This is a genomic window from Butyrivibrio sp. (genome assembly GCF_017940685.1).
GTDB lineage: Bacteria > Bacillota > Clostridia > Lachnospirales > Lachnospiraceae > Butyrivibrio.
Map to the genome: position 1 here is coordinate 1 of NZ_JAGAYD010000121.1, position 22,442 is coordinate 22,442.

24 protein-coding genes are annotated in these 22,442 nt (G+C 43.3%); 17 read left to right on the forward strand and 7 right to left on the reverse strand.

Annotation, left to right across the window (positions count from 1 at the left end; all coding sequences use genetic code 11):
* The first annotated feature begins 173 nt into the window (after positions 1 to 173).
* The 3 genes from J6I68_RS07655 (at position 174) to J6I68_RS07665 (ending at position 1,336) form a co-directional block, all read left to right on the forward strand.
* Entirely contained in the window at positions 174 to 386 is a 213-nt protein-coding gene (locus J6I68_RS07655) for a hypothetical protein (RefSeq protein WP_292219178.1), read from the forward strand.
* A 94-nt stretch (positions 387 to 480) separates the two neighbouring features.
* Positions 481 to 1,047, forward strand: a complete 567-nt coding sequence (locus tag J6I68_RS07660) for a rhomboid family intramembrane serine protease (RefSeq protein WP_292219180.1) — start codon at positions 481 to 483, stop codon at positions 1,045 to 1,047.
* A 4-nt stretch (positions 1,048 to 1,051) separates the two neighbouring features.
* Positions 1,052 to 1,336 (forward strand): hypothetical protein, encoded by a 285-nt coding sequence (locus tag J6I68_RS07665; protein ID WP_292219183.1) that lies wholly within the window; start codon positions 1,052 to 1,054, stop codon positions 1,334 to 1,336.
* A 28-nt stretch (positions 1,337 to 1,364) separates the two neighbouring features.
* On the opposite strand, the gene J6I68_RS07670 is transcribed toward J6I68_RS07665, so the two are convergent.
* Positions 1,365 to 2,243, reverse strand: coding sequence for a LysR family transcriptional regulator (locus tag J6I68_RS07670; protein WP_292219185.1), 879 nt, complete (start codon positions 2,241 to 2,243; stop codon positions 1,365 to 1,367).
* 161 nt (positions 2,244 to 2,404) lie between these two features.
* On the opposite strand from J6I68_RS07670, the gene J6I68_RS07675 reads away from it, so the two are divergent.
* The 6 genes from J6I68_RS07675 (at position 2,405) to J6I68_RS07700 (ending at position 8,842) form a co-directional block, all read left to right on the forward strand.
* Positions 2,405 to 3,064 carry an epoxyqueuosine reductase gene (locus J6I68_RS07675; protein ID WP_292219187.1) on the forward strand — a complete coding sequence of 220 codons (660 nt, stop codon included), beginning with the start codon at positions 2,405 to 2,407 and terminating at the stop codon, positions 3,062 to 3,064.
* Between the two features lie 169 nt (positions 3,065 to 3,233).
* Positions 3,234 to 3,638 (forward strand): helix-turn-helix domain-containing protein, encoded by a 405-nt coding sequence (locus J6I68_RS07680; protein ID WP_292219191.1) that lies wholly within the window; start codon positions 3,234 to 3,236, stop codon positions 3,636 to 3,638.
* Positions 3,639 to 3,641: 3 nt separating this feature from the next.
* Positions 3,642 to 4,835, forward strand: a complete 1,194-nt coding sequence (locus J6I68_RS07685; protein WP_292219195.1) for a HipA domain-containing protein — start codon at positions 3,642 to 3,644, stop codon at positions 4,833 to 4,835.
* 126 nt (positions 4,836 to 4,961) lie between these two features.
* Entirely contained in the window at positions 4,962 to 5,396 is a 435-nt protein-coding gene (locus J6I68_RS07690; protein ID WP_292219201.1) for a hypothetical protein, read from the forward strand.
* A gap of 2 nt (positions 5,397 to 5,398) precedes the next feature.
* Positions 5,399 to 7,519, forward strand: coding sequence for a helicase-related protein (locus J6I68_RS07695; protein WP_292219205.1), 2,121 nt, complete (start codon positions 5,399 to 5,401; stop codon positions 7,517 to 7,519).
* 180 nt (positions 7,520 to 7,699) lie between these two features.
* Positions 7,700 to 8,842 carry an aldo/keto reductase gene (locus J6I68_RS07700; protein WP_292219211.1) on the forward strand — a complete coding sequence of 381 codons (1,143 nt, stop codon included), beginning with the start codon at positions 7,700 to 7,702 and terminating at the stop codon, positions 8,840 to 8,842.
* Between the two features lie 75 nt (positions 8,843 to 8,917).
* Here J6I68_RS07700 and J6I68_RS07705 read toward each other — a convergent pair whose 3' ends face one another.
* Positions 8,918 to 9,139 carry a hypothetical protein gene (locus J6I68_RS07705; protein ID WP_292219213.1) on the reverse strand — a complete coding sequence of 74 codons (222 nt, stop codon included), beginning with the start codon at positions 9,137 to 9,139 and terminating at the stop codon, positions 8,918 to 8,920.
* Between the two features lie 32 nt (positions 9,140 to 9,171).
* Positions 9,172 to 9,585: a hypothetical protein gene (locus tag J6I68_RS07710; RefSeq protein WP_292219215.1), complete on the reverse strand. Its 414-nt coding sequence runs from the start codon at positions 9,583 to 9,585 to the stop codon at positions 9,172 to 9,174.
* Positions 9,586 to 9,782: 197 nt separating this feature from the next.
* On the opposite strand from J6I68_RS07710, the gene J6I68_RS07715 reads away from it, so the two are divergent.
* On the forward strand, positions 9,783 to 10,193 hold the full coding sequence (locus J6I68_RS07715) for a (deoxy)nucleoside triphosphate pyrophosphohydrolase (protein WP_292219221.1): 411 nt from the start codon (positions 9,783 to 9,785) through the stop codon (positions 10,191 to 10,193).
* A gap of 6 nt (positions 10,194 to 10,199) precedes the next feature.
* Here the strand turns inward: J6I68_RS07715 and J6I68_RS07720 are convergent, their stop codons facing one another.
* Together J6I68_RS07720 and J6I68_RS07725 are read right to left on the reverse strand one after the other, a co-directional pair.
* Positions 10,200 to 10,676 carry a pyridoxamine 5'-phosphate oxidase family protein gene (locus tag J6I68_RS07720; RefSeq protein WP_292219223.1) on the reverse strand — a complete coding sequence of 159 codons (477 nt, stop codon included), beginning with the start codon at positions 10,674 to 10,676 and terminating at the stop codon, positions 10,200 to 10,202.
* A 5-nt stretch (positions 10,677 to 10,681) separates the two neighbouring features.
* The gene (locus tag J6I68_RS07725) at positions 10,682 to 11,002 is read right to left on the reverse strand and encodes a DMT family transporter (RefSeq protein ID WP_292219229.1); all 321 of its coding nucleotides are present in this window, start codon (positions 11,000 to 11,002) and stop codon (positions 10,682 to 10,684) included.
* Between the two features lie 233 nt (positions 11,003 to 11,235).
* On the opposite strand from J6I68_RS07725, the gene J6I68_RS07730 reads away from it, so the two are divergent.
* Both J6I68_RS07730 and J6I68_RS07735 read left to right on the forward strand, forming a co-directional pair.
* The gene (locus J6I68_RS07730) at positions 11,236 to 11,838 is read left to right on the forward strand and encodes a hypothetical protein (protein WP_292219231.1); all 603 of its coding nucleotides are present in this window, start codon (positions 11,236 to 11,238) and stop codon (positions 11,836 to 11,838) included.
* Between the two features lie 3 nt (positions 11,839 to 11,841).
* Positions 11,842 to 12,564, forward strand: coding sequence for a GNAT family N-acetyltransferase (locus J6I68_RS07735; RefSeq protein WP_330622454.1), 723 nt, complete (start codon positions 11,842 to 11,844; stop codon positions 12,562 to 12,564).
* A gap of 456 nt (positions 12,565 to 13,020) precedes the next feature.
* Here J6I68_RS07735 and J6I68_RS07740 read toward each other — a convergent pair whose 3' ends face one another.
* Positions 13,021 to 13,713 (reverse strand): M15 family metallopeptidase, encoded by a 693-nt coding sequence (locus J6I68_RS07740; RefSeq protein WP_292219233.1) that lies wholly within the window; start codon positions 13,711 to 13,713, stop codon positions 13,021 to 13,023.
* 1 nt (position 13,714) lies between these two features.
* On the reverse strand, positions 13,715 to 14,926 hold the full coding sequence (locus J6I68_RS07745; protein WP_292219235.1) for a DUF819 family protein: 1,212 nt from the start codon (positions 14,924 to 14,926) through the stop codon (positions 13,715 to 13,717).
* Positions 14,927 to 15,094: 168 nt separating this feature from the next.
* Here J6I68_RS07745 and J6I68_RS07750 point away from each other — a divergent pair, with 168 nt between their 5' ends.
* From J6I68_RS07750 to J6I68_RS07770, 5 genes are all read left to right on the forward strand, one after another.
* Positions 15,095 to 19,204 (forward strand): C2 family cysteine protease, encoded by a 4,110-nt coding sequence (locus J6I68_RS07750; RefSeq protein WP_292219237.1) that lies wholly within the window; start codon positions 15,095 to 15,097, stop codon positions 19,202 to 19,204.
* Positions 19,205 to 19,234: 30 nt separating this feature from the next.
* Positions 19,235 to 19,960 carry a DUF554 domain-containing protein gene (locus J6I68_RS07755; protein WP_292219239.1) on the forward strand — a complete coding sequence of 242 codons (726 nt, stop codon included), beginning with the start codon at positions 19,235 to 19,237 and terminating at the stop codon, positions 19,958 to 19,960.
* A gap of 198 nt (positions 19,961 to 20,158) precedes the next feature.
* A complete protein-coding gene (locus J6I68_RS07760) occupies positions 20,159 to 20,359 on the forward strand; it encodes a hypothetical protein (protein ID WP_292219240.1) in 201 nt (66 codons plus the stop codon).
* 155 nt (positions 20,360 to 20,514) lie between these two features.
* Positions 20,515 to 21,543, forward strand: coding sequence for a nucleotidyltransferase domain-containing protein (locus tag J6I68_RS07765; RefSeq protein ID WP_292219243.1), 1,029 nt, complete (start codon positions 20,515 to 20,517; stop codon positions 21,541 to 21,543).
* Entirely contained in the window at positions 21,540 to 22,304 is a 765-nt protein-coding gene (locus tag J6I68_RS07770) for a nucleotidyltransferase domain-containing protein (RefSeq protein WP_292219245.1), read from the forward strand. The genes J6I68_RS07765 and J6I68_RS07770 overlap by 4 nt, the downstream gene beginning before the upstream one ends.
* The last annotated feature ends 138 nt before the right edge of the window (positions 22,305 to 22,442 follow it).

Consider the following 22,442-nt stretch of genomic DNA (forward strand, 5'->3'; position numbering starts at 1 on the left):
ACAAACTGTTGATTTTCACCACTTTTTTTGAAATTCTATTTCGCTAAAAAGGGTGAAAAACTGGAGTTTTTTTGCTCAAGTTGTCATGTATTATTCTCTTCGTAAGACATACAATTTTTATATCAAAAGAAAAACAAATTGACGATGTTTTTAGAGAAAGTAGGGTGATGATCATGATGTCATTATTGTTTATTATTTTATTCGTTTACATATTTGGAAAGCTGGCTGGCTTTGCACTTAGAGCCACCTGGAGTATTATGAAAGTGGTATTTTTCTTTATCTTTTTGCCATTTGCTTTAGTGTCTTTGGTACTTGGCGGACTGCTCTATGTAGCACTTCCAATCCTTGTGTTTATTGGAATCATCAGCCTTTTGGCAAATGCCTGATCTAATTCCTTTTCTTAGTGGCCTTTAGCGTCTGTTATGGCGCTGGAGGCCTTTTTTGATATAATAGAGGATAGTTTGACAGGAGAGTACAAAAATGAAAAAACTCAAAATTTCTTTTAACTCCCCAGTGGTACTGGGATTCATATTCTTAAGTCTGGCAGTTCTTTTGCTTGGCTTCGTAACTTTGGGAAAGAGCAATGAGCTACTATTTGTGACATATCACTCATCCCTGGCAAATCCCCTGACCTATGTGCGTTTCTTTACACATGTGCTGGGACATGGCGGCTGGGAGCATTATATCGGGAATGCCACATATATTCTGCTTCTTGGACCTATGCTTGAGGAAAAGTACGGATCAAAAAAGATCCTGTCGATAATCCTGATAACTGCAGCTGTTACGGGAATATTTAACTACGTGTTCTTCTGGAATGTAGCCCTTTGCGGAGCCAGCGGAGTGGTGTTTGCATTCATTCTATTAACATCGTTCACAAGCTTTAGAAATGGCGAGATTCCGCTGACATTTATCCTGGTGGCTGTTGTATTTATTGGCCAGCAGATCTATGAGGGAGTGATGGTACAGGACGATATTTCCAATCTGTCACATATAATTGGCGGAATTATCGGAGCTGTTGTGGGATACAGGCTCAATAAGAAGGCGTAAGAGTATGAAGGAAATAATAGTTTGTCTTAAGAATAGAGAAGATGACGTGCTTTCAAAGCAGCTGTCCATGTTAAGTGAGAGACATCACGCTGTCGTCAGGAGGATTTCCTTCGGCGAAGTGGAAAGCTGCATTGATACCGGGGATGGAGACGCCCTGTTTATCAGCGACGACGAGGCACTGCTTGAAAAGGCCCGCAATAAGGGTATGGCTGTCAACAGCCCTCAGAAAATGAAAGAATCCTATCAGAAAGCCATGGAGATGCTTGGCGGGATGATAGGCAGGAAATGAGCGCAAATGGTAAGTTATAGGACGGTATTTAAAAATCGCGCTTTATCAGCTCAACCAGATTGATCATTGCCTTATTCTGATGCTTGTCTTTATGGATCAGCACCTGAGAATAGATAGGAAAATCAGGCCCTTTCCATGTGAGGCGCCTTAGTTTGTTGCTCTTTGTTTCTGCTTCCGCAGTCATATCCGGGATGAATGCTACTCCCAGTCCGTTTATTGCAAACTGTTTCAGAATTTCTTTGCTGTCTGTTTCCAAAACAATCTTTGGCGAGATCCCAGCCGACTCAAGATGAGAAATCAGCATATGCCTGAAATTGCAGCCATGTCCGGTCAATAAAAGAGGCAACTCTTTCAGATCTTCCGCACAAATGGACTTTTTGGCAACAGGAAGATCGAAAGGTGCATAGAAGCCGAGCTTTTCCCGTTTCTTGTGAAGGATCCTGATCCTGTCATCCTTGAAAAGCGGGTTTAAAGTATAAACAAGGTCGAGTTCTCCCTTCTGCAAAAGATCAGGGATGATCTCATGGGTAACGAACTGTATTCTGATCTCAGTCCTGGGATTATTCCTGTTAAATTCCATCAAGATCCGTGGAAGGCGGTTTATGCAAAGAGACTCAGAAACGCCCAAATTCAGTATCCCCGCCGGGTTTTCTCCATCTGTCACATCAAGACGGATATCTCGCTCAAGCTGAAGCATTTTCTCTGCATAGGGTATGAGCCGCTCTCCCGATGAGGTTAGAGAAATTGTTTTCCCAAGGCGCTCAAACAATACGCATCCAAGCTCATCTTCCAACTGCTTGATCTGAGTTGTTACTGTAGACTGTGCATAGCCAAGACTATTGGCAGCTGAAGAAAAGCTTCTCATTTCCACGATCTTCAAGAAGGTACTTAATTGTGTGATTGTCATAACCGCCCACCTTTTTCAGTAATACTGTTTAAACAATGACATGTGATCAGCATAGTTCAAAATAATTGAATTATATACTCGTATATTTCAATTATACCGATACTATACTTGATGGTATTATACGTTTGTATTCAGTTAAAAGCAAGGAGGGAGGGCATTTCATGAACGAGCTGCAGACCAGAATTGTTGAAATCTTTGAAGACTCGACGGACATGATTTTTGGATTCACAGATATCTCCTATAGTGATTTTGGAAAAGAATTCAAATCCGGCCTTGTGTTTGCAGTGCCATATACACAGCAGTTATCGCTGAATAACTACAATGAGAAGGCCTTTCATGAAGGTATACTCGGCGCAAAAGACAGACTGGAAGTTAAGGTGGGAGAAATAGAGGATGTCTTGAAAAAAGACGGTATCCGTTATTATATTCCAGAAGTTGCCCAGAAAGACGATGGTCGTTTCCGGGCAGAGTTTTCATTTAAGGATGCGGCAGCATCTGCCGGTGTTGGGTGGTTTGGGAAAAATGATGTCATAATCACGGAAAAATATGGTCCAAGGGTAAGATTGTCTGCAATTCTTATAGATCATTATTTTGAATATGGAAAGGCATATGAAAAATGCATGTGCCCGTCTGACTGTGATAAATGCGTTGAAGTCTGCCCTGCCCATGCGCTACTTAATGTTCGTTGGAAATTAGGAATGGGCAGGGACGATATCATCGACATATCCCGTTGCAATAAGTTAAGGAGTGCCTTTATGGACAAGCTTGGACGATGGGGAGCATGTGCGTTGTGCCTTGCCAGCTGTCCATACGGGAAATGATAACTATCCTTTTTCTATGCTTACTGTTCCAACTCTTACGGCAGTAGAATCAATCTGAACATGGCTTGACAATAGTACCCAAAATGGGTACTATTTTTATATATGTAATCGAAATGATTAGTTCTGTTATTAAACTACTCAATATGAGTACACGAAAGAAGCAGGAAAAATGGCGATAACGATAAAAGAATTAAGAGAAAATACTGGATTAACACAGAAAGCTTTTGCAGCCAGGTATGGCATACCTGTGGGTACACTTAGAAGGTGGGAGCAGGGAGAATCAAGACCCGCACCATATGTTTTAGGCATGCTTTCGAAGCTGATCCCTTCACCTGAAAAATACTCAGAGATAATAAAGGATACAAATGGTGATGAGTATTTCTATGATAAGAATACAGGGAGTATTACAGATAAGTGTGGGAACACGATACAGATCGGAACCTCTCTTGAAGGAGTAAAACGGGAAAACCTGCCACTGTACGTCAAGGACATGTTTGATTCATTTTATGAGATACGCGCAAAATTTGAAAAGGACTGCGAGTATGACAAGAATGAAGATATTATATGGAGCTAAAGCATGAAGAAGATTGGCAATGAGTATTATCTAATGCATAAGAATATACCGGTCTGTCTAATGGAAGTGTCTGAAGATGGCAGACTTGGCAGCTGCAGGAGGAATGAGGCCCAGGCAGAACATTTTCCTTTAGGCGGCAGGATGAATGATATGAAATTTCATGACTGGTGGAAAGACCGCGCAATCCCAAAGACCCGAAATGGCGCAAAGTCAGCCCTGCAGAAACTTGGATATGAGTCTACCAACAGCGCACTGGTTGATAATCTCGCGCTGAGTCTTTCAGACTGCTACTGGATAAAACCACGGGGAGAGGATCTTTCGTGGGAAGATGTTAACCTGTTTACGAATGACTTTGTGGATACTTTTGGTGAACTGACCATAAACAAGGACCATGTCATAGACCTGCGTAAGAAGACCCGGTTTCAGTGTGCAGCTTCTCAGGGAGAACTGCAGAAAAAATGGTGTATAGATGAAGCCGGTAAAAGATATATGGTCAAAGGCAATTATGGCAGTTCCTATCAGCAGAGTCTGAATGAAATATTTGCTACAGCACTCCACAGACAACAGGGATTTGACAACTATACCGAATATATCCTTACCACGGTTGACGTGGAGGGGGAAGTAGAAGGAATAGGTTGCATGTCTTACGATTTTTGCAGTGAGAATCTTGAGTGTATTAGTGCATGGGAGCTGCTCCAGACAACAAAGTTCAAACAGAATGAATCTCTTTATTATCCTTTAAAGAGAGTGTGCATGAGTTTGGGTATCAGTGATGATGAGTTTACCAGATTCATGGACTATGAGATCATGACAGATTATCTCATCTCCAATACTGATAGACACATGAATAATATCTCCATCGTGCGAAATCCTGACACTCTTGAGATACTTGGATTTGCTCCTATATATGATTCCGGCAATTCGATGTTCTACAACATTCCGTACTTAGACCTTGAGCATGTAAAGCTGTCTTCAATTAAAACTCATTCTTTCATAGATAAAGAGAGTAAACTCCTGTCATATGTACAGGATAGGAATGTCGTGGATATAGAAAAAGCAATCATGAGTTTTGACATTTACGAAAAGGATCTGTATGAAAGGCAGATAAGGATACCAAGGCTAAAGCAGCTGTATGAACAGAAACTCATGAAGCTGGAAGCTTTCCAAAAAGGCAGGAATATTTGGAAGGATGTGTAGACTGCCATGTATCTCCGGGTCAAACTCAACTCACCCCATTTACTGGGAGAATTATTGGACACATAAAAAATATAATAAGAGCATAGGAACGAGGCGTTAACTGATTTCGAGAACAAGGAGGCAATTATGACTCAGTTTTTATACCCAGAAACAACACTATGCTCTAATGTGACATATGGAATTATTGGAAGTGCAATTCTCTCAAGTAAAAAGAACATGAGAGATCTTTCAGGACATACAGTGATCATCATCAGTAATGATACTGTGGAGGATAACACAGTAAGAGCTCTGGCGGATCAGATACTTCAGAATGGCTGTAAAAACATACTGTTCTGTGGAGGGTCATCCGAAGAGATGCAGGAGATCTTTGATGAAGAAGACCGTGAGATCAACGGATTCAACGACATTACAGGCTACGAGGATTTTGCAGTAACCAAGAGATTTGAAGACCTTGAAGAGCTCCCAGATGAAATCGAGATGTGTTGGAACGACGTTATTGTACTTTGCAGCGACATGGCACTGCTTAAAGAGTGCAAGAGGGTTGTACGTGATATAATGTAACAATGAAGAAAAAAGGACACGCGAACTATTATAAATCTAAAAGGGCCAGGGAAAAGAGCTTGCGGGCAAAGGCGGACAAGTCTTTTCCCAAGGCGGAATTTGAAGAATACTGGAAAAAGCACTCAGATGAGCTGTGTGGTGCAGTCTATGAGGGCTTTTTGGACATGCTTGCCAATGAGAAGGTGTTCATGAATGTCCACACTGGATTTGGCAGGAACCAGAAGATGGAGATTGGCAAGGGGAGTATCAGGAGAGTATGCGAAACCCTGCCAAACAAGCTGAATGTGGATATGCTCCGGGAGATGCTGCCAGGGATCCCACGTATTATCTATGGGGTGCTCCTTGAGTGCGACAATATCCCCCTGGTGGATTATTGCATGTCGGGGCCGGAGAAGATCCTGTCCAAGAAGATAATGGCGTATATCCGCGCAACTAAGCGCAGCAAACATATTGCTGATTATGTAAAAGAAAATCTCAACGAGATCATCATCTATGACCAGCTGAGGGCCAATAAGAGGTATACCAAGGCTACAGACGGCCTTAAAAGGACCATGGAGGCCAAGAAGTACCTCCTTAGGGTATTAAAGAGCGAAACTCCAGAGGATTATACCGACCTGTTCCCACTTGCAAGGCAGATGAAAAGACATTTCATTCTCCATATTGGCCCAACCAACTCGGGTAAGACCTATGAAGCCATGGAGGATCTTAAAAAGGCCGCAAATGGTATATATCTTGCGCCATTAAGGCTCCTTGCCTACGAGCAGTACGACAAGTTAAACCGTGACGGCTGTCCATGCTCCATGATCACAGGAGAAGAGCGGATTCTGATGCCAGGCTCTTTTCACCAGTCATCTACTATCGAGATGATGAACCTGCATGAAGAGTGGGATATGGCGGTCATTGACGAGGCCCAGATGGTGGCAGACAGCCAGCGAGGCGGCTCATGGACCGCAGCAATACTGGGGCTTAGGGCTAAGACTATCCATGTGTGCGCATCTCCAGATGCGGAGAGGATCCTTGGCAGGATGATCGCGTCCTGCGGCGACAGCATGGAGACTGTTTACCATAAGAGGAAGACGCCGCTAGTGATGGACGAGGACGCAGCGGATTTCAGGTTCCCTGAGGATGTTAAAAGAGGCGATGCGCTGATAGTTTTTTCCAGGAAAGACGTGCACAGTGTGGCGGCGGAGCTGCAGGAGACCGGGCTTAAGTGCAGCATTGTATATGGCTCTTTACCCTATGACGTAAGGCACAGAGAAGCGGAGCAGTTTGCCAGCGGCGCCACAGACGTGGTGGTTGCTACAGATGCCATTGGAATGGGGATGAATCTGCCGATCAGGCGAGTTGTCTTTTTGGAGACCACCAAGTTTGACGGTGTGCAGGAGAGACCTCTTACGATTTCAGAGATACAGCAGATTGCGGGAAGAGCCGGAAGATTTGGCATTTACGACACGGGATACGTGGCTTCCTACTACGATTACGAGCTCATTTCGGAGCGCATTACATATAAGCTGCCAATCCTAAAAAAGGCCATGATAGGTATTCCTGAGGAATTTCTGGAGAAGGATCAGAAGGTCTCATACATCCTTGAGATGTGGAACCAGCTGCCAGCTGAAGAGTACTATGACAAGGGCGATATTGAGGAAAAGATCAGGGTTGCCAAGGCCCTTGAGGAAATACGAGACGACAGGGAGATCATTCGCGCCTTTATCAGGATTCCAGCCAAGGTGGAGAATAACGAGATTTTTGACCTGTTCAGGAGATACTACAAGGCTCATGTCCAGGGCAATCCGATCCGGCTTCATGAGACCATGGAGCGCTACAACCCTGAATTTGTCAATCCGGAAGAGGGCAATGCGCTGCAGCTATTAGAGCTATATAGCGGTGTTTACGACTTTTTGTACTCATATACCAGAATGCTTGGGGATGAGGACGACCTTGGCGAGATCCTTGCCATGAAAAGAAAAATCTCAGAGTGCATCTTTGAGATCCTGGATAAACAGAATCTTAGCATGAAGACCTGCCTGATGTGCGGAAAGAAGCTGAAGTGGTCCTACAGATACACTGTATGCCAGGAGTGCCATCGTAAGAAGCGCATGCAGGCTAAGAGTCATTGGAGCTAAAAAATGAGGCTTCACTCACGTAAACGTGAGTGAAGCCTTGTTTTATACGATACTACAGAAACAGCGGCATAAAAATTGTGTAATTTGATGTATGACTATGCGCACCATAATAAAATATAATTAATTTAATTATGGCAAATAATTATGGCAAAAACGCAATGTACGAAGGGAGATTTGACTATGGTTTACAGAGATTATCAGGGAATCAAGCTGTCAGGACTTGGATTTGGCGCCATGAGACTGCCTGTTATTGGCGGAAATGACGGCAATATCGACGAAGCAGCGGCAATGGCTATGGTTGATAAGGCAATGGCAGAGGGCATCAACTACTACGATACCGCGTTTGGATATCACGATGGCAATTCTGAGATCGTGATGGGTAAGGCGCTGGCCAAGTATCCAAGGGACAAGTTCTACATCGCAACCAAGTTCCCAGGCTATGACCTTTCAAATATGCCCAAGGTAAAAGAGATTTTCGAGAAGCAGCTTGAAAAGACAGGAATGGAGTACTTTGATTTCTATCTTTTCCACAATGTCTGCGAGATGAACATAGAGCAGTATCTGGATCCTAAGTATGGCATCTACGACTACCTTATGGAGCAGAAAAAGAATGGCAGGATAAGGCACCTTGGCTTCTCATGCCACGGTGAGTACGATACTTTGAAGAGATTTCTAGATGCCTATGGCAAAGACATGGAATTCTGCCAGATCCAGCTAAACTACTTGGACTGGAAGTTCCAGGATGCCAAGGCCAAGGTTGATCTTTTGAACGATTGGAATATTCCTGTATGGGTAATGGAGCCGCTTCGCGGCGGTAAGCTTGCAAAGCTTGATGATCAGTCAGCTGGCGAACTTAAGGCGCTTCGCCCTGATGAGGAGATCACTGCATGGGCCTTCAGATTCCTTCAGAGCGTAAAGGGCGTAACCATGGTCCTTTCCGGAATGTCCAGCATGGAGCAGCTTGAAGCTAACCTTGCTACCTACAAGGAGGACAAGCCTCTTAATGAAAAAGAGATGGAAACTTTGATGAAGGTTGTTGACAGAATGATGGCTAAGAAGTCCATTCCATGCACAGCCTGCCATTACTGCGTAAGCCACTGCCCACAGGGACTTGATATTCCATATTTTATCTCTCTTTACAATGAGCACCTTCTCACAACTCAGGACGGCGGTATGGGCTTTATCGCGCCAATGGCTATCGCCGCAATCCCTGATGACAAGAGGCCTTCAGCATGTCTGCACTGTCACAGCTGTGAGCAGGTATGTCCTCAGACCATCAAGATTTCCGACATGATGACTGATTTCGTGGAAAAGATTGGATGACCTGGTGATAATATGCAAAAAATCGAGGGCTTCACTTACGCAAGCGTGAGTGAAGCCCTATTGCATTCCCGGTATTTAGTTGATGCTCTTCATAGGTATCAGCTGCAAGTCCCCAACCCCAAAGAACAGTGAGTTCCGGATCATTCCGATCCGATAAAGGCTAAGTATGTAGAACATCATGAACATGACTGTCACGATGCCAAAAGAGCTAATGAGCTCTTCAACTGTTGGCGAATAGCCGTGTTTTCTGGTGTAGTTGCCGACATATTCGGCGATATTTGCTTTAAGGTTACCCATCTAGTAATCTCCTTTACTTGTTTGAAATTGATTTATAGCATCCTCTGCAGGTCGCTGCGGATACGAGACACCTGGTTAATAGCGTCTTCGCACTCACGCTTTGCCCTTCCAATTTGGGACTGAACAAGTACGTCCATCAAAAATCCATCGCAGAACAGATCTCCAAAGGTAAGAAATCCATTGATGTGAACAGAAGAGTAACCCTGAACATCCCGCAATTCTCTTGAAAACTTCTCGAGAGCTCTTTTCGCCTGGTTGATCTCGTGCTCGGCGTCGCTCATCTTACCGTGTTTGATAAGTCCGCTTATGAAGCCGCCGCCCAGAGTATCAAAAAGCCCCCAGCCGCTGGCGCTTGAAAGGCATCTTCTTGCCCTTTCGAGATGATCAAGGGCAACGTCAGCTGCCGCTATAGCTTCCTGGATTTCTCTGGTACGAATATCATACATGTCAAACCTCCTTGCAAATACTGTGCTTAAGTGTATTTCGTCTAATATCATGGTAGTGCCTTTATGGGAAAAGAAACATGACTAAATCGGAGAAATCTGGCAGAAAAGTCACCATATATGGAAAAATACCAGGATAAGCTGATACAATGTCGTAGGAGGGGAAAACCCGTACATAGATTAAACCAGGAAGTAAAAGCATGAAAACAGTAAATGTAGTAGCAGCGATCATCTGCGACGACTATGAAAAGAAAACCAGGATATTTGCCACACAGCGTGGCTACGGAGAGTATAAAGACGGCTGGGAGTTCCCAGGCGGGAAGATAGAAGAGGGGGAAAGCCCCGAGCAGGCTCTTATCAGGGAAATCAGGGAAGAGCTTGGAACAGAAATAGCAGTCCATGAGCTGATAGATGTCATCGATTATGATTACGAATCTTTCCATCTTCACATGAACTGCTACTTCGCAAGTGTTTTAAAAGGTGAACTTCAGCTACTTGAGCATGAAGCTGCTAAATGGCTTGAATACGGTGATCTTGAAAGCGTTGACTGGCTTCCAGCAGATCAGCTGCTGATCCCTAAGCTTCAAGAAGCTATGGCAGGGTCACATTAAAATTTTTTACGCTTCGTTGACAAGTTTTCCTGTCATGTGTTCAGGCGTAAGTTCCAGGCACTGAACTCGTGGCAGGGCGTTTTTTAGCTCTTTTTCAAGGTATTCTTCATCATCTGTGAACTTCCTGCAAATCTGGGTGCAGATTTCTCTTGCCTTGTCTGGATCATCCACAAGTTTCATGCGGCCAAAGACAACGACGCTGTTGATATTCAGCGCCCATTCGCCATCTTTGCGGTAGCCCTCATCGTAAACGCAGTAGCTGACCTTATCGCAGGTCTTGATGGCGTCAAGTTTGTGGCCCTCCTTGGCACCGTGGAAGTAGAGCTTGCCATCTTCCTCACAGTACCAGTGATCAAGGGGGATTCCGTATGGATAGCCGTCATCGCCAAGGACCGAGAGAACCCCTCTTGGCTCATTTTTAAGTATCTCGATGCACTTTTCATCTGGAATCTGCTGCGCAAATCTTCTCATTTTTCTGAACATAAATCTCACTCCTTCGCAAGTAATTTCAAACCGATAATTCCGACTAGTATCAGAATAACACATATAACCTGGGGCACGGAGAGCTTTTCCTGAAAAAGAAATACACCAAGCACCGTAGTTCCCACAATCCCCATGCCAGTCCACATGGCGTAGGCTGTGCCCAAGGGCAGCTGCTTAAGTGCCATGGACAGGAACACAGCGCTGGCGATGTACCCAACGGCGGTTATCACAGAGGGCAAAAGAACTGTGAACCCATCAGAGTATTTCATGGCGATGGCCCATCCGATTTCAAACAGACCTGCCAGTAATAAGATAATCCACTGCATAAATATAACCTCCAGAAAGAAAAAATCGCCATTTCCCCATCTGCGATGACCTAACGATGGAGAAATGACGTTGTTCCAGCTACTCGGTAGCAGCTGGCGTCGTTTGGATTTAGTTAATGAATATTTTAAGGGAAATGATGAGGATGTCAACGGCGTTTTTTAAGATCACCTATAGTTGCTGTATAATGAGATACAGTACTAATATGAGAATTTCGAAACGAATGAGGGGTTATATGAGGGGAAGACTTTTAATAGTTATAAATATCGTGATCATCATTCTGGAACTGATTGCTTTTGTTCATGACTGCTTTGCCTTTGGGGTAAGCCTTTTTGAGTGGTATACAGTTGACAGCAACGTACTTCAGTTGGTGGTATCGATCATGGTACTGTTTTACGTGCTTAATGGCAAGGATATTCCTGGATTTGTCACTGTTTTGCACTTCATAAGCGCAGTTGGACTTACAGTGACTTTCTTGATCGCTGCCTTTGTACTGGCGCCAGAAGGTGGAGTTGAATATTACTTTCTTGAGAATGTAGCGCCTATAAATCATTTCATTGGGCCACTACTGTCAGTTATCTCCATTCTTTTCTTTGAAAAAGTAGAAAAACTACCGATGAAGATTATCGCATGGCCTGCGGGAGTAACGCTTGTTTATGGAGTTATCTGCCTTGCTTTGAATGCGGTCAATGTACTTGATGGCCCGTATTTCTTTTTGAAGATCCATGAACAACCCATGGGAACAATAATATTGTGGTTTGGAATCATTGCTGTTTTGTGTGTGGCGCTGGCATTTCTGTTTTATAAAGTTAAATGGAGAAAAGTACGAGGAAATTGATATATGGAAATTAGAAAAACTACTAATAGTGATCTCGATAGAGTAATGGAAATATACGCTCACGCCAGGAAATTCATGGCAGAGCATGGCAATCCCAACCAGTGGGGACCTACAAACTGGCCGCCAGAGCAACTGATAAAACAGGATATCGCCAAGGGCTGCAGTTATGTGTGCGAGAACGAAGCTGGCTTCGTTATAGGAACTTTCTTCTTTAATAAGGGAAAAGATATTGAACCCAATTACCTTAACATCGAGGACGGGCAGTGGATTGGAGATAGCAACTACGGCGTTGTCCATAGGATTGCTTCGGATGGATCAGAGAAGGGAATAGGGTCATTCTGCATTAAATGGGCATTTGATCAGTGCGGGCATATCAGGATAGATACCCATGGTGACAACATAGTAATGCAGAATATGCTCAAAAAGAACGGGTTTACTCATTGTGGAACGATCCATGTGGATGAAGATGATAACCCAAGGATGGCCTTTGAGAAGATAAACATGCGCAATAGAAATGCAAAAGAGTTTTATGAAGCATTGTGCAATTCTACTGTAGATAAAGCTGGCTCTGATATAGATAAATCAAGCTCTGAAGCTGGGAAACCGGAACATACAAGTTGCAAACACTTTGGGGTGCTAGGAGCTATTGGAAGTTTTATTCTAGTTTTGATACTGAGGAAACGCCTTGTAGCATATAAAAAAGAGCGTAGATCAAATAAGAATTGATATAAAGGGATTCCACAAAGCAGCAATTTCCGGTGGATGTTTTTGGGTAATCAAGCGGGGGATGATGAAGGTTTGAGGCAAGCAAGAAGTAGTGCTTGGGAGAGATTTTTGCTAGCCTAATACCTGTAATTGTTTTTCTTATTGATGGTCCTATCTTTTTCTTGCCTTGAAAATCGAATTAGGGCACTTCTAATACCACCGAGAGAATATGTGCAAGAAGGTATTAGATTTTCTGAGCTGCTTTTTCTAGTATAGTCTAACCCACAATGAGAAATTCATACCTGAAAACGATACAAGAGTCTTTGGTATTAGATTTGATAAAATAACAGACGATACATATGCAAAAACGTAATACCAGTGGCTGGTAAAGTGGTCAATGGTATTAAATTAACGCAATTATACCTACCAGGCAGGATATTACCGAGCAGGCAGGCATACAAAAAAGCAGGCAGGTATTCACCTGCCTGCTTTTCTTACTGGAAAACCGAAATATGTATCAGGATAGGGCTCATGGGCCAGGGTGAAGTGCCACCACTCGTACTCGTAGGGAGCGAAGCCTGCATTTACCATGATGTCGCGGAGCAAGGCGCGGTTTTGGCGCTGGGAAGCTGATAGATCCAGATGCTCGTAATGACTGATATCGCCGAAGAAATCAAAGTATCCGCCCATATCCACGTCGCAGCCACGGGACATGTCAAAGAGAGTGAGGTCTACGGTGCTGCCGCGGCTGTGGCCGGAGTGCTCGGCGATGAAGCCGAGTTCAAAGAGCTTGTCTTTGGGGACGTCAGGATAGAAGACCTTCTTCATGCGCTGGTCTTCAAGGTCTTTGGCCCATCTGACGAAGTGGTCAACAGCCATCTGGGGTCTGTAGGCGTCATAGATCTTTAGCCGGTACCCGAGTTTTATGAACTCATCACTGGCAAGTTTAAGGGCCGAAGCGGCCTGCCTTGTCAAAAGAGCTATGGGCTCATTATAACCGTCTACCCGGTCCCCTATGAAATTAAAAGTCGAAAAGTAGCGTATCTCCAGTATCACATCCGGAACCACGTCAGTAATCGATACAAATCCCGATGAATCTAAAACATCTAAATGACTTGATGAATCCAAAACATCAGAATAATTCATAATATCCTCCATATCCATCCCCATATCAGGCCCCCAGAATTGAACCAATAATGATACCAAGCCATGTGCCGATCACATAGCCGAAAGTTCCCACCAGCATACATGGCCCAACAAGCTTTGTCCATCCGAGGGAAATAGCCATTCCTGCGGCGGTGGTGGGACCACCGATATTGGCGTTGGATGCCAGGATGATATCCTCAAGATCGATCTTAAGGAGCTTGCCAAAACCAAAGCAAAAGAGCATGTTAAACACCACTAGAATAAAGCAGAACAGCAACAGAAGCGGCGCGTTCTGGATGATCATGGTGATAGAGGCTGGAACACCTATAACAAAGTAAAACAGATAGATAAGCCAGGTTCCGACTTCCTTGGAACCATGCATTTCTCTTGCCTTGTCCTCGAAGAGGGAAGCAAACACCATGGATACGTTGGTGATCCATACGTACTGGCTTCCGAAGAAGGTATTCAGCATCTTGAGCAGCCCATTGCTCTCAGGGATGATCCCTGCAAAAAATCCGGCAATGAGCCTTGAAACAGTGACAACCACAGCAGCGTATGCCAGGGAAGCAGCGATGTCCTTAAGTGAGATGTCATGCCTCTCCCAATAGCTTGCAGCAAGGGTTTCTCCAGCCTTGTCAGTTCCGGCCTTTTCAACCTCATCGATGTGGGGATGGGTGAAATGCCTCTTGAAAAAGGCGCTGGAAGCGATGGCAAGAAGGATCATCAGATATACAGCCATGTTCAGGTTATCTGCTACGGTGGCTGCAGAGATAAGGCTGCCACTTACGTGAAAGGCATCAGCAATAGCAGTAAAGTTCACGCCTCCGCCTATGTAAGAGCCGGTCATCATGGCAGCGACTCCTGGAAGGCCATTTACAAGGTTTGACAAAAGAGCTGTTCCCACAAGAGCACCAACGAAGGTGCCAGCGGCTCCAATAAGGAACATCAAAAGAAGCTTTCCCGTCTCCCGCCAGATCTTGATTACGTTGGCATCTAGAAGGAGCAGCGGGATCGCCAGGGGAACAGCATATCCCCATACGATGTCGTCAAAGACAGGTGCGCTGGTTGGGATAACACCAAAGTTTGTAAGAAGGACAGCAATAGCCAGGGTAATAATGGCTCCGGTGAGCTTGGCTGCCCATTTGTACTTCTGCTCAAGATAGATGGCTAAAAAGCTTGAAAAAAACAGTATTGATAAGAGTGCCCAGTTATTATCGGGTGCTATTAGTGTATTCATCGTATCGTCTCTTTCTGCGTGAGTTTTTATTTTTATCATTATATAACGAAAAACGAGATTTCGAATGAATAGTGTCAAATTGCCACCCTTAAAAACTTGTTCGTATAAACTTTAGAATGCTAAAATTGTACTTGATGGAATTAGACTTCAGAAGGCGTTGGAGGAAATATGAGTCAGGAATACTTCATCCAGTCAAATCATGACACTATACAGGTCCCCAAAGATATATACCAGGTAAACAACCGCTTGAAGTATCAGAATGGTGACGAATTAGAAAAGAAGCAGCTTACGATGGACTATCTTAGTGGGATAAGAGCTGATTCCAGGGCTACCGTTTCTGAGGAGAAGGCCATAGTAAAACTAGACTCCAAAAGCAAGAAAGCCTATGGGGCAGTTCTCAGAAATGCCGAGAAGGAACGGGCAGAGAAGATAGACAAGTATACTGACAAGGCTCTTTCTGGATTCAATCTGGATAAATCATGCGTTAAGCACATTGCGGCATTTTTTACAGGTAAAAAAGAAATAGACAGAGCTCTAATAAATGGCTACACAGATATGGAGCATAAGTCTGAGGGAGTACTAAAATACTGCATTCGTGAGTTTATGAAGCTTTCTATAGAGAACCTTAATATTTCCAGCCCTAAAAAGCTTGCAGGTAAGGCATCCCTTCTTGAAAAGCTCAGTGTCAAGCACGAAGCGATCGTTCGCCTTATAGTTGAGCACAGGGATGATTACGATAAGCTTCCAGAGGATCTGCGGGACCAGTTTGAAAATAAGCTTGGACAGGCCAACGGCCTTGTAAACTACTACAGACTCATGAAGAGCCTGATGACGGACCGCTATTATATTACCCATGATGTAAGTAAGCTTTCTACTAAGAATCCCATGAAGGATACTCCTGATGAAAAACGTGTGCGGAGCCTTCTGCTAAACGTTAGAGGAGGTGCGGATGCGATTAAGGCTACCGGCACAGATATTATGAACAAATATCTGGACAAAATGTCAGGCACATTAAGCGCCAACATCGTTGATAATAAGAGCCTTAATCTTTCTAAAGATCTTTTAGCCCATAAAGAGAAGCTTGAGAACCTTACTATTTCACAGTACATTGACCAGCTTGAGTCTAAGGGAGAGGTGGATGGCTTTGATAAGACCGAGAAAGAGGGCGTGTTTGAAAGAGGAAAGAAGATCGCTAGGTTAAAGCTCCCGGAATCTGTTGAGGAATCCTATGGAAAAATTGGCGCAATCCTTACCCAGCTTGATTTTGTAAATGCCCTTACTTATCAAAAGAATGATCATCAGGGTTTCTACAATTTGGAGCAGAACTTCCGGGATATAGGTCTTTTGGATGAGGTTTGTAAGCTCAGCACTCCACTTAAGAAACTAAAGGAAATAATCCTGGCGCATGGTGGCATATCAGAGGATGGATCTTTAAAGATCGCCAAGCTCTCTGTTAAGGACCGAAAAGACCTTCAGAAAGAATATAAAGAGGCTCTTACAAGCTATAGGGCTATTTTTGAATCTATAAATGACTATAACGCAGGTCTGTACATGGCTCCGCCGGAAGATGATGAGATGGATATGGCCTTTAAGAATTTCTATGATGATTCTAAGATGTCAGCCATCGAAAAGGCAAAGAAGCATCATCCTGACGATGCGGAACAAAAACAACTTAGGGAAGAGCTAAGGACTTTGACCGCAACTCTTGCAGAGGGTGAGTATTCAGACTTTGTAATTTATACGAATGCCCCTAAAATCCTTGATCTTAGCATAAAATGCCAGTCGTTTCTTGCTCCGAAGGAGAAGGAAAGGCTTAATAGTCTTGTGTATCTGGCCAGTGAACTTCGGATCAATAAAAGAACAAAGGATCTTAATGAAGCCATGCGCTGCGATGCTGCTACAGATGAGCTCAAGGGCGAACATGCCGAAGAAATAAAGGCCCTTGAAACCTATGCAAAAGTCGTAGATATTTCCGAGGAAAAAACCAAAAGGAATAAGGAGCTTCAGCGCATTCTTAGAAATCAAGCTCAGAGAATGAAATTTGATACGGCTGATATCAGGGCGGAGGCCTCGAATTATCTTTTCCATGATGAATGGCTTAAAAACACTTACAGAAAAAAGGAGAAATTCTCATTCGGAAGTATATTTGACTATGTGAGGAACAAGACTATTTTAGGGATCACAAGGTTTGCAAGCTGGTTATACAGCAAAAAAAGGACCAATCACCACGGAGCAGAGTTATACGATGTTTCCAAGAGAGACCTTGTCCGCTTGCCACAGGAGCTTAAGGATTTCGGGGAGGCAAACGCTGATCAGAGTATAACCTTTGGAGATGGCACTTATGCTCCCAAGGTTGAGCTTAATAAGTACTTCAAGGATCCAATGAAAATGCAGCTCTATAAGGACTATTGTCAAATCGCTAACCTGATGCCGGCGGGTAAGGAATATCCTCAGTCAATGAAGGACGCTGCTGAGGCGCTTTCCTGCTACTGTCAGGTCAGAGGCATGGTCAACAGGGATACATATGAGATGGAGCAGGCTTTTTTAGAGAAGTTTAATCTGAGCGTGGATAAGATGATCCAGGAAGAGCATGGAGATTATCCTCTTCTCAAAAGAAAGATCCACGAAGCATATAAGCATTATGCAGAGATGTCATGCGGTACTTTAGGAAATCATCTAAAACTCGGAGAACTGAAGGCTATAGAAGAGCAAAAGGCAGTATACACGAAGAAGACTTACTTTGGGGATTCGGAAGAGAGTAACATGAGAAATCTTCCTCTTTTCCCTCATTCACCAAACCTTAATGACGTCAAGCAGGGAGTACTGGGCAACTGCTACTTGGTGGGAGCGGTCCAAACGATTCTTTCTACTGATCCTGAGGCAATCCGCGATATGTTCCATGACCTGGGAGATGGGAACGTAATTGTCAGGCTATATGCGGCCTATGGAGAGGTTGAGAAGGATGGTAAAAAAGTATATACAAGAATAGATGACTCTGCAACTATGGTTAATGTAACTATGCGCCCTGTCTATGTGAAGGTTAAAAAACACTATGAGACCGGTGAGGAAGGAAGCTGTGATTGTATGTGGATGCAGCTTTTGGAAAAAGCTTACGCTGCAGCCGGCTTTAACCAAGGAAAACCTGATATCGATGAAAATGGTGTGCTGAAGAACTTAGATGAAGAGCTGACTGCAGGTGAACCTCACGCTGCACTTATGCATATGACTGGCAAGTATTATGTGGGTAAAACTCAATCCGACGTAACCAACGGTGGTTGTGTGTTTAAAGAAGCAATTAGGAGAGAAAAAGCATTAAGTGATTACCAGTCCCGAGTAATACTTGGATCTATACCGGCATATTTGCATGATCAAATTTATACGTTACTGATCACCATGGCCAAGAACCAGGAAAATTACATTGAAGACCCCGAGAGCGAGGATAAGTTTATCAGGTCAGTTGTGGATGATGTACTGAAAGGCAATAGTTTAATATATTCGGATAGCGAACTGGATGTAAAGTTTGCGGAACTTGTAGAGAAAGGCAAGATCAAAGAGGATCAGAAAGAACTTCTCATATCAAAACTGAAAGACCTTACGGACTGTTCAGATTATATGGTGGAGACATATACAAATGTCATAAGACGCAATCTGAATACTAATACAATACTGACTGACACTTCTCCAATTACTGGCACGAAGGATATACCCTCTATGATACCTGACCTTATTATGGAGTGTGCCAAGGAAGATGTAACCTTTGATAAACTATGGGAAATCGTTAACGGAGAAGTAAAATACTACGAACTGGAAAAAGATGATAAGCAGATTACAGATATGGAAAAGCGGCTGATGAAGACCAATATCAAGAGTTTACTTGTACCTAATAAAGAGCAGAGGTACTCAGCCGATGAGCTTGCCTATCTCAAGGTTATGATCAATGAGATCAGGGAAAAAAGAACTGTGCCGGTGGTCTATAATGCTGGCCATATATTGACGGTACTGGATGTTAAGCTTCACGATGGCAAGTGGTTTTTGCTGGTTCGCGATCCATTTAACATTGAACATGCTGAGTATACGAAGAATGGAAATGGAGAGGTCGAAAAGAAATTACCAGGCCTGTCCGATGTCTACCATAACCACACAGCTATCAGAGAGCTGTCTTCTGATATGAAAAATGGATTCATGGGCACCAGCTGGTGGGAACTTAGTGATGCTTTTGAGAAGTTTGATGACTTTGTCCTGCCAAAGGAAAAGGCTAGGCAGTACGGTATTGCATAGGGATAGTGAGGAATCGGAGATAAGTTTAAAATGGTAGGTTTGGGGACAATAATCAATGTAATATGTATCATTGCAGGAGGTCTGTTAGGACGCTTCGTTGGGAATCTCTTTTCGGAAGACCAGCAGGATTCTATAACCAAGACCTGCGGGATCAGCGTTCTGTTCATTGCCATAGCCGGCGCGATGCAAGGAATGCTGTCGATTGATGGTGGTAGCCTTATAAGCGGAAAATCAATGCTTATAGTATTAACCCTTGCTATCGGAACGGTAATCGGAGAAATCCTCAGGATTGAGAAGGGATTTGAGAGATTTGGAGAGTGGTTAAAAGAAAAGACTGGCAACAGCGGAGATAAGATGTTTGTAGACGCCTTCGTTACAGCCTCACTTACTGTATGTATTGGTGCTATGGCAATCGTAGGAGCAATACAGGATGGAGTATTGGGTGACTACTCTACGCTGGCAGTAAAATCTGTACTAGACCTTATTATTATCGCTGTTATGACTTCTTCTATGGGAAAAGGCTGCGTATTTTCTGCAATCCCGATATTCCTCTTTGAAGGCTCCATAACACTTATCGCCAAGCTGATCTCACCACTGATGACAGAAACAGCGGTAAGCTATCTGTCGCTAGTAGGATCGATACTGATATTCTGCGTGGGTTTGAATCTTGTGTGGGGAAAGAAGATCAGGGTTGCAAATATGCTACCTGCGGTGCTGCTGGCGGTGGCTGCGGCGTATATTCCGTGGGAGTTTTGATAAGGAATGAGATGGCCAACTGAATAAGAACCAATATGAAAAAGCAACTCCGCCGCAAATGATTTTGTGACGGAGTTTTTGCTGAAAATGGGGAATAAAAAGCCTTTATTTGCTCAAACAATCATGTATTCCCTTCTTCCTCTTTTTTATACTGAATTTAACTAAGAAACGTGATTCTAAATAAGAGGAGGAGTGCCAATGAATACTTACATGAAATGGATTTTGTTCACATTGCTGATTGTGTATGTTGTTTCGCCAGTAGATTTCATGCCAGGACCGGTAGACGACATTCTGGCAATACTGTTATATCTGGCAGGAAGTAAGAGCAAGCAACTGGCAATCGACAAGAGAGACAATGACCAGCTTGAAGTAGTCGATACAGATGGAAAAGAGCTATAACACAGAGGAAAACCATCTCCTACAATGATGTTTACATAGTACAGAGCTCCGGAGCGCAGACGTTCCGGAGCTCTGTTTTATTAATGTGTTCTTGATGCGAGGAAATGCTAGTATAATAGTTAATGTGATTGTAAAGAAGGAAGCGTAGACGCATTATGGATATAGATTTTAAAAAGATTATGAATTCCGAGGAATATGATTTCCTCAGGACCAACGAAAGACTTGGAAACAGAATAATGCTCCTTGGCCTTGGCGGGAGCTATGCATATGGAACTAATAATGATAACAGCGATATTGATTTCAGAGGTGTCACACTTCAGATGTCATCAGACCTTTTAGGACTGACGGAGTTTGAACAGTATGAAGATGACAAGACTGACACTGTGATCTATGGCTTCAACAAATTGGTGAAGCTTCTTTTGGAGTGCAATCCAAACACATGTGAAATGCTTGGCCTTGACGAGGACCAATATCTTATCAAGTCAGAACTTGGCCAGGAACTGATAGATAATACTCATATCTTTTTATCAAAAAGAGCTATCAAGAGCTTCGGGGGCTATGCAGACTCGCAGCTACGAAGACTTCAGAATGCAATAGCAAGAGATACACTAGCCCAGAGCGATAGGGAAAAGCACATCCTGAAATCAGTAATGCATGCTCTTGATGATGTGAACAGAAGATATTATGGGAAAACTGATGGCGGCCTTAAGCTATACATAGATAAGGCTCAGAATCCCGAACTTGATACTGAGATATTTGTGGATGCCAATTACAAACACTTCCCACTTCGCGATTACGAAGATGTCTGGAGTGTTATGAGAAGCGTTGTCCGTGATTATGACAAGATTGGCAAACGCAATAAAAAGAAAGATAATAACCATCTTAATAAACATGCGATGCATTTGATAAGGCTCTTTATGATGGCTATCGATATCCTGGAAAAGGGCGAGATCATAACTCATAGAGCTCATGACCTTGACACACTTCTTGCCATCCGTAGGGGAGATTTCATGGAAGCAGATGGAACATTTTCTGCAGCCTTCTTTGAAATGCTCGATGAGTATGAGAAGAAACTTGACGAGGCTGCGGCAAAGACCACTCTGCGTGATAATCCAGATATGGAAAATGTTGAGAAATTCGTAGAGCGCATCAACAGATATGTAGTGACTGGAGAACTTAAATGAGAGATATTTTAAAAGAGATAGATGAAAAGCTAAATGAAATTGAAGAAAAAGAAAACGTGAAGATCCTTCACGCAGTGGAATCAGGAAGCAGAGCCTGGGGCTTTGCGTCACCAGACAGTGACTATGACGTCAGATTCGTATATGTCAGAAAGAGGGATGATTATTTAAGGCTTGATGAGCCAAGAGATGTTATTGAATGGCAACTTGATGAAGTCCTTGATATAAATGGCTGGGATCTTAAAAAAGCTCTTAAGCAGTTTGCAAGAGGAAATGCCACATTGTTTGAGTGGAGTGGTTCACCGATAGTCTACCGAACAACACCAGAGTGGAAGAAAATAGCTGAAGTATCAAAACAGTATTTTTCAGAAAAATCAGCTGTTTACCACTATTATGGAACAGCCAACGGGACTTTGCATGATTATCTTATGGGAGACACTGTCAGGTATAAAAAGTATTTCTATGCGTTAAGACCGCTGCTAGCTGCAATGTACATTGAGGAAAATCATGTAGCTCCTCCTGTTCTTTTTGATGAGCTGCTTAAAATGAACCTGCCCTTAGAGCTTAGAAGCGCCATCGACGAACTCCTTGAAATTAAGAAAAAGACAACTGAGAAAGAAGAGAATCCTCAGCTCCCAGTAATCAAAGAGTTTATAGAAACTGAAGTGGCAAGGCAAAAAGAGATAGCGGATAAACTCGAAGATGATCATAATCATGACTGGACAGCACTAAATGAGCTGTTTAGAGAGGTTGTAGGCTGCTAATGCCTTTGCAAGATGATTTCAAAGTATACTTTACAACTTAAGTAATCTTGCCCCCCAAACTACATATTGCGGTTTAAAGTGTATAAAAGAGTTCGAAAAGCACAATTTATGCTGGTGTGATTATCGGACTCTTATTTT

Coding starts and splice junctions, on each gene's coding strand:
- J6I68_RS07655 (WP_292219178.1), top strand. CDS start 174: ATGATGTCATTATTGTTTATTATTTTATTCGTTTACATATTTGGAAAG.
- J6I68_RS07660 (WP_292219180.1), top strand. CDS start 481: ATGAAAAAACTCAAAATTTCTTTTAACTCCCCAGTGGTACTGGGATTC.
- J6I68_RS07665 (WP_292219183.1), top strand. CDS start 1,052: ATGAAGGAAATAATAGTTTGTCTTAAGAATAGAGAAGATGACGTGCTT.
- J6I68_RS07670 (WP_292219185.1), bottom strand. CDS start 2,243: ATGACAATCACACAATTAAGTACCTTCTTGAAGATCGTGGAAATGAGA.
- J6I68_RS07675 (WP_292219187.1), top strand. CDS start 2,405: ATGAACGAGCTGCAGACCAGAATTGTTGAAATCTTTGAAGACTCGACG.
- J6I68_RS07680 (WP_292219191.1), top strand. CDS start 3,234: ATGGCGATAACGATAAAAGAATTAAGAGAAAATACTGGATTAACACAG.
- J6I68_RS07685 (WP_292219195.1), top strand. CDS start 3,642: ATGAAGAAGATTGGCAATGAGTATTATCTAATGCATAAGAATATACCG.
- J6I68_RS07690 (WP_292219201.1), top strand. CDS start 4,962: ATGACTCAGTTTTTATACCCAGAAACAACACTATGCTCTAATGTGACA.
- J6I68_RS07695 (WP_292219205.1), top strand. CDS start 5,399: ATGAAGAAAAAAGGACACGCGAACTATTATAAATCTAAAAGGGCCAGG.
- J6I68_RS07700 (WP_292219211.1), top strand. CDS start 7,700: ATGGTTTACAGAGATTATCAGGGAATCAAGCTGTCAGGACTTGGATTT.
- J6I68_RS07705 (WP_292219213.1), bottom strand. CDS start 9,139: ATGGGTAACCTTAAAGCAAATATCGCCGAATATGTCGGCAACTACACC.
- J6I68_RS07710 (WP_292219215.1), bottom strand. CDS start 9,585: ATGTATGATATTCGTACCAGAGAAATCCAGGAAGCTATAGCGGCAGCT.
- J6I68_RS07715 (WP_292219221.1), top strand. CDS start 9,783: ATGAAAACAGTAAATGTAGTAGCAGCGATCATCTGCGACGACTATGAA.
- J6I68_RS07720 (WP_292219223.1), bottom strand. CDS start 10,676: ATGTTCAGAAAAATGAGAAGATTTGCGCAGCAGATTCCAGATGAAAAG.
- J6I68_RS07725 (WP_292219229.1), bottom strand. CDS start 11,002: ATGCAGTGGATTATCTTATTACTGGCAGGTCTGTTTGAAATCGGATGG.
- J6I68_RS07730 (WP_292219231.1), top strand. CDS start 11,236: ATGAGGGGAAGACTTTTAATAGTTATAAATATCGTGATCATCATTCTG.
- J6I68_RS07735 (WP_330622454.1), top strand. CDS start 11,842: ATGGAAATTAGAAAAACTACTAATAGTGATCTCGATAGAGTAATGGAA.
- J6I68_RS07740 (WP_292219233.1), bottom strand. CDS start 13,713: ATGGGGATGGATATGGAGGATATTATGAATTATTCTGATGTTTTGGAT.
- J6I68_RS07745 (WP_292219235.1), bottom strand. CDS start 14,926: ATGAATACACTAATAGCACCCGATAATAACTGGGCACTCTTATCAATA.
- J6I68_RS07750 (WP_292219237.1), top strand. CDS start 15,095: ATGAGTCAGGAATACTTCATCCAGTCAAATCATGACACTATACAGGTC.
- J6I68_RS07755 (WP_292219239.1), top strand. CDS start 19,235: ATGGTAGGTTTGGGGACAATAATCAATGTAATATGTATCATTGCAGGA.
- J6I68_RS07760 (WP_292219240.1), top strand. CDS start 20,159: ATGAATACTTACATGAAATGGATTTTGTTCACATTGCTGATTGTGTAT.
- J6I68_RS07765 (WP_292219243.1), top strand. CDS start 20,515: ATGGATATAGATTTTAAAAAGATTATGAATTCCGAGGAATATGATTTC.
- J6I68_RS07770 (WP_292219245.1), top strand. CDS start 21,540: ATGAGAGATATTTTAAAAGAGATAGATGAAAAGCTAAATGAAATTGAA.